Source organism: Pseudomonas sp. 65/3-MNA-CIBAN-0223 (assembly GCF_040310425.1).
Lineage (GTDB): Bacteria > Pseudomonadota > Gammaproteobacteria > Pseudomonadales > Pseudomonadaceae > Aquipseudomonas > Aquipseudomonas gregormendelii.
The window spans coordinates 63,645-69,644 of the sequence record NZ_JBEOPV010000029.1 but is presented as its reverse complement, the minus strand read 5'-3'; the positions used below and the strand labels follow the sequence as shown (position 1 = coordinate 69,644).

Annotated in this window: 6 protein-coding genes; 3 read left to right on the top strand and 3 right to left on the bottom strand. The window is 60.0% G+C overall.

From position 1 onward, the window contains the following. Positions 1-231 precede the first annotated feature (231 nt). Complete coding sequence (locus tag AAEZ09_RS25725) at positions 232-1,026, top strand: SDR family NAD(P)-dependent oxidoreductase (RefSeq protein ID WP_045058927.1); 795 nt, start codon at positions 232-234, stop codon at positions 1,024-1,026. A gap of 22 nt (positions 1,027-1,048) precedes the next feature. Beyond that, positions 1,049-2,323: a beta-ketoacyl-ACP synthase II gene (fabF, locus tag AAEZ09_RS25720; RefSeq protein WP_350601290.1), complete on the top strand. Its 1,275-nt coding sequence runs from the start codon at positions 1,049-1,051 to the stop codon at positions 2,321-2,323. Here fabF and AAEZ09_RS25715 read toward each other — a convergent pair. Continuing rightward, positions 2,320-2,877, bottom strand: a complete 558-nt coding sequence (locus AAEZ09_RS25715; protein ID WP_350601289.1) for a TetR/AcrR family transcriptional regulator — start codon at positions 2,875-2,877, stop codon at positions 2,320-2,322. The genes fabF and AAEZ09_RS25715 overlap by 4 nt on opposite strands. A gap of 186 nt (positions 2,878-3,063) precedes the next feature. On the opposite strand from AAEZ09_RS25715, the gene AAEZ09_RS25710 reads away from it, so the two are divergent. After that, positions 3,064-3,915: an urea carboxylase-associated family protein gene (locus tag AAEZ09_RS25710; RefSeq protein WP_122838046.1), complete on the top strand. Its 852-nt coding sequence runs from the start codon at positions 3,064-3,066 to the stop codon at positions 3,913-3,915. Positions 3,916-3,973: 58 nt separating this feature from the next. On the opposite strand, the gene AAEZ09_RS25705 is transcribed toward AAEZ09_RS25710, so the two are convergent. Continuing rightward, positions 3,974-4,141: a DUF2897 family protein gene (locus AAEZ09_RS25705; protein ID WP_082069155.1), complete on the bottom strand. Its 168-nt coding sequence runs from the start codon at positions 4,139-4,141 to the stop codon at positions 3,974-3,976. A gap of 229 nt (positions 4,142-4,370) precedes the next feature. After that, positions 4,371-5,735: an ethanolamine permease gene (gene eat / locus AAEZ09_RS25700; protein ID WP_045058923.1), complete on the bottom strand. Its 1,365-nt coding sequence runs from the start codon at positions 5,733-5,735 to the stop codon at positions 4,371-4,373. Between the last annotated feature and the right edge of the window lie 265 nt (positions 5,736-6,000).

Genomic DNA, 6,000 nt, shown 5'->3' with positions numbered 1-6,000 from the left:
GCTTGAACCGCCGTATACGGATCCGTACGTACGGTGGTGTGAGAGGACGGCGGATGTAAATCCGCCTCCTACTCGATTCTGGCCATCGTGATTGTGCGCGCCTTTCGTCGAGCCCTTGAAGATTACGACTATCATATTATCTTTAGATTATGCATATAATAAAATGGTCGCCAGTTAGCAAGCGCCATTCTCGGCCTTCCACCACTCTGAAATCCCCACAGGAGTACACCGATGACCTCCCCCCAATCTCAAGGAACAGCCCTCATCACCGGCGCCTCTTCCGGCATCGGTGCCATTTACGCCGAGCGCCTCGCCGCCCGTGGCTTCGACTTGCTGCTGGTAGCCCGCGACCAGGAACGCCTGGAAGCCGCCGCGACCAAACTGCGCGCAAGCCACGGTGTGCAGGTTGAAGTGCTGAAGGCAGACCTGACGCAAAAAGACGATGTGCTGAAACTCGAGCAACGTCTGCGCAGTGACTCCAGCATCAGCCTCCTGCTAAACAATGCCGGTGTCGCGGCGGATGGGCTGTTGGCCAATTCCGACCTGGATCAACTTGAGCGCCTGATCCAACTCAACATAACCGCCGTCACCCGGTTGGCTTCAGCAGCGGCAGCCGGTTTTGCCAAGGCGGGTCGTGGCACGATTATCAATATCGCCTCGGTCGTGGCGCTGTTCCCTGAGCGCTTCAACGCGACTTACAGCGCCAGCAAGGCATATGTGTTAAGTCTGACCCAGTCCTTGAATGCGGAACTGGATGGTACAGGCGTCAAAGTCCAGGCCGTTTTGCCGGGTGTAACCCGCACTGAGATCTGGGAGCGCTCCGGCATTGATGCGTCGCAGATCCCGGAGGACATGGTGATGGAGGCGGGGGAGATGGTTGATGCTGCTCTGTCAGGTCTCGATCAGGGTGAGCTTGTCACCATTCCTTCGTTGCCCGACGCGGCGGATTGGGATGCCTTTGTAGCGGCGCGTCATGTGATGGCGCCGAATTTGTCCAAGAGCAAAGCTGCCGCACGTTACAAGTGAGGCGGCTTGAGGTGTTTGCAGTATGAGTGATCGTCGAGTGGTTGTAACAGGCATGGGCTTGGTGTCGCCTTTGGGCACGGGTGTCGACGCGGTTTGGGCGCGGCTGTTGGCGGGTCAGTCCGGGTTGCGCACGTTGCCGGACGCTGTGGTGGCCGATTTGCCGACCTCAGTCGGTGGCGTGGTGCCGTTGCTGGCTGATGATGCCGAGGCGGGGTTTGACCCGGATCGGGCGACGCCGCCCAAGGAGCAGAAGAAGATGGACCGCTTTATCGTGTTTGCGATGGAAGCGGCGCGTCAGGCGCTGGAACAGGCCGGCTGGCAGGCGCTCGATGCCACTGCACAGGAGCGCACGGCGACGATCATCGGCTCGGGCGTGGGTGGTTTCGGGGCGATTGCCGATGCGGTGCGTACCACGGACAGTCGTGGGCCGCGGCGTTTGTCGCCTTTTACCATTCCGTCGTTCCTGGTCAACCTTGCGGCCGGCCATGTGTCGATTCGGCACGGCTTCAAAGGCCCGTTGGGTGCTCCGGTGACGGCGTGTGCGGCCGGGGTGCAGGCGATTGGTGACGCGGCGCGGCTGATCCGCTGTGGTGAGGCGGATATTGCAGTGTGTGGCGGGGCGGAAGCCTCGATTGATCGCGTCAGTCTTGCCGGTTTTGCGGCGGCGCGGGCCTTGTCCAGTGGTTATAACGAGACCCCCGAGCGCGCTTCGCGGCCGTTCGACAGTGGCCGTGACGGGTTTGTCATGGGCGAGGGCGCCGGTCTTCTGGTGATCGAATCCCTGGAGCATGCCCTGGCCCGGGGTGCTCAGCCCTTGGCGGAACTGGTGGGTTACGGTACCAGCGCGGATGCTTATCACCTGACCGCCGGCCCGGAAGATGGCAGCGGGGCGCGCCGGGCAATGGCTTTGGCGCTGGCTCAAGCTGGCATCACCCCTGATCAGGTGCAACACCTGAATGCCCATGCGACTTCAACGCCGGTCGGCGATCTAGGGGAGCTGGCGGCTATCAAATCGTTGTTCGGTACTGAGAACAAGATTGCGGTCACAGCGACCAAGTCGGCTACCGGGCATTTATTAGGTGCAGCGGGCGGGATCGAGGCGATTTTTACCTTGTTGGCGATTCGTGATCAGGTGGTGCCGGCTACGCGCAATTTCGACAACCCGGACCCGGCCACAGAGGGCGTGGACATTGTCCATGGCGAGGCGAGGCCGATAGCGATTGAATACGCGCTGTCCAACGGCTTCGGTTTCGGCGGGGTCAATGCCAGCGTGCTGTTCAAGCGCTGGCAGGACTAGTCCCGGGACTGCTTCAAGTGTTCGCGCGTGACGTCGAGGATCCGCTGGGCCAGCCCGGGGTTCTCGACGCTGCGTGATAACAGCAGTGCTCCTACCAGGGTCGACATGATGACGATACTGCGGTCGTCGGCATTTTCGCCCTCCAGCGTACTTTGCACTTGTTCAAGCCTTGCGTTGAGAACGACATCGGTGGTCGGGCTCGGCTGTCCGCGCAAGCCCAGTTCGGATGACATGGTCGGCAGCGGGCAACCCTGTTGGGGCGAGGTTTGGTGCCACTCGGACAGGTAACTGTCGATGAAGGCGTCCAAGGGACGATCTTCGGCGAACAACATGGCGCACTGCGCGTCGAGTTCTTCGCCCGCCGCCTGCAGGGCTTTCTCCACCAGTTCGTCCTTGGAGGAGAAGTGTGAGTAGAAGCCGCCGTGGGTCAGGCCCAGTGCTTTCATCAGGGGTTGCAGGCCGGTCGCGCCAATCCCGTCACGTCGGAAGCGTGCAGCGGCTTCCTTGATGATGCGTTGATGGGTTTGGGCTTTGTGATCCTGCGAGTAACGCATCTGAAATCTCCACGGCAATACATCATCTTAACCAAGGAAGCTTAGATGGTGACTGTCTTCTATTCCTAAAAAAGCACCCGGATGCTTCAAAGCGCAACCTGGCATGAATAGTGTTTGCTCGCCTGCAGACTTTTACTAATCCGGGACCGCTGAGCCTTGGCGGTCCGCCTGAGCGAGGAGACGATCATGTTCAAAGATTACCCAGCGGCCTATCAGGTCAGCAAAGGCGCGGCTTTGCAGGTGGACACTGCGTTTTACAACCGAATTCGTGAGGCGCAGGACGCTCGCACGCTGATCGAGCAATTTGAGGTCCCGATCCGCACCGGGCGCGCGTGGCATGTCCCTGCTGGGCATGTGTTTCGAGTTACCACACCGGTCGGCCCGCAAGTGGGTGATTTTAACGTCTGGAACGCCAACGATCCCCGCGAACGCCTGTGGGCGGCCCGCACCCGGCAACTGCAAGGCGCGCATGTCAGTACCCATGACCGGCTGTGGTCGAACCTGCCCTTTTTGCGGCCATTGGTGACCATCACCGATGACAGTCTGGCCGCTTACGGCGTCGACGAGCACGGTGGCCGCTTGCATGACTTGCTGGGCACGCGTTGCGATCCCTATGTGAACAAAATGCTCACCGGCGAGGACTTTCACCATCATTGCCACTCGAACCTGACCCGGGCCGTGTTACCCCATGGTCTGACCGAGTTTGACGTGCATGACGTGTTGAATATTTTCCAATGCACGGGCCTCAATCATGACGACATGTACTTCATGAAAGCCTGTCCGGCGCAGAAGGGCGACTACCTGGAATTCTTTGCCGAGATTGATCTGCTGTGTGCGCTGTCGACCTGCCCGGGTGGGGATTTGTCTTTGCCGATGTGGGGGCCGGACGCGCAGGATCCGTTGAGCGTATGTCGTCCGCTTGGAGTGGAGATTTATCGGTTGGAAGATGAGTTGCTGGAAGGTTGGAGCCAGCCCGAGCGTGCTGCATACAACGGGATGCACGGCCTGCACATCGCCAAGGCAGACTGGGAAAAATAAAAAAAGATCGCAGCCCCGGTAGGAGCTGCCGAAGGCTGCGATCTTTTGATCTTGGTGTTCAGCGATCTTTCGCTTCCTTGGCGTCCATGTCCGCATTGCGTTCGGCGACGCGTTTACGTTGCTCGTCGGTGAGTTCGACCTTGTTGGCAGTGTCACGCAACATCATAAGACCACCAACGATCGAGCCGATTGCAACAACCAGAATCAACCAGGCATACCAGGGCATAGGGCTCTCCTTGAGGGGCAGGCCGGCAGGCGGATTTCGCCGGCCGATCGTGCATACCACTTTGAGCGATTGTTCTTCGCAGTGGTTCCATTGTAGGCCTGTTATGGCGGGTACGTAGGAGCTGCCGCAGGCTGCGATCTTTTGACTTTTGCGTCATTACGAACGCCGAAGATCAAAAGATCGTCCGATCGCGGCCCGAACCTCCGGCAGCTCCTACCGGGAGGATGGCTTATAACCCGGTCAGCATCGCATCGGCCGGCGCATCGGCGCGCAGTTGTGCCGTCAGCATGAAGTACACGAACCCCACCGCCATGAAGCCGAGGAAGATCAGCCCGATCAAGGTGTTGAACCAGGCCATCGCCACCAGGCACACCAGCGCCAGCAGCAGCGCAATCATCGGCACCAGCGGGTAGCACGGCGCGCGGAATGTGCGCTCCAGGTTCGGCTCGGTTTTACGCAGTTTAAACAGGCTGAGCATGCTCATGATGTACATGACGATTGCCCCGAATACCGCCATGGTGATCATCGCGGCGGTGAGCGTCATCCCGCCGAGGTTGATCAGGCCATCGCTGTAGATCGCCGCGATACCGATCACACCACCGGCAATAATTGCGCGGTGTGGAGTCTGGAAGCGTGACAGTTTTGCCAGGGACTTGGGCAAATAACCGGCGCGCGCCAAGGCGAAGAACTGGCGCGAATACCCAAGGATGATGCCGTGGAAACTCGCCACCAAGCCGAACAGGCCAATCCACACCAGCATGTGCAGCCAGCCGGAGTTTTCGCCGACCACGGTTTTCATGGCTTGCGGCAGCGGATCGTTGATGTTGGACAAGGTGCGCCAGTCGCCAACGCCACCGGCAAAGAACATTACGCCCATTGCCAGCAACACCAGGGTCAGGATGCCGCTGATGTAGGCCTTGGGAATCGTGCGCTTGGGGTCCTTGGCTTCTTCGGCGGCCATGGCTGCACCCTCGATGGCGAGGAAGAACCAGATGGCGAACGGGATGGCGGCAAACATGCCGGCGATGGCCGGGGCGCCGAATACATCCGAACCGGCCCAGCCATTGAGTGCGAAGTTACTGAAGCTGAACGCCGGTGCGACCACCCCCATGAACACCAGCAGCTCGGCAACGGCCAGCACGCAGACGACCAGCTCAAAAGTCGCGGCCAGTTTCACCCCGAGAATGTTCAGACCCATGAACACGATGTAGGCACCGACTGCCGCGTGCTTGGGATCGAGCGCCGGGAATTGCACGTTCAGGTAAGCGCCAATCGCCAGGGCAATGGCCGGTGGGGCGAAGACGAATTCGATCAACGTCGCCAACCCGGCGATCAATCCGCCTTTTTCGCCGAAGGCCCGGCGGCTGTAGGCAAAAGGCCCTCCGGCGTGGGGAATGGCGGTGGTTAGCTCAGTGAAGCTAAAGATGAAGCAGGTGTACATGGTGGCGACCATGAAGGAAGTCACCAGAAACCCCAGCGTCCCGGCGACGCCCCAGCCGTAACTCCAGCCGAAATATTCTCCGGAAATCACCAGCCCGACCGCAATGCCCCACAGGTGCAGCGTACCCAGCGTGGGTTTGAGTTGTGTATTCATGCGTTTGCTCCCTGAACGGTTTGGAAAGCTCGGGGGAGGGCGTGTGCAGTGGACGTGCCAGTGTGGTGATTGCAGTCGTAAAGAGCGAAAAAACGTCGCATCAAGGATGTTTGTTGCTGAATGTGTACTGGTTGTGCGCCAGTGAGGGGCGATGCTGGCAGTTATGCCGCCTTCGCGGGCAAGCCCGCTCCTACAATTGGGCTGCGTCAGTCCTGACACCGCGAGCCCCTGTGGGAGTGGGCTTGCCCGCGATGGGTCCGGTGCA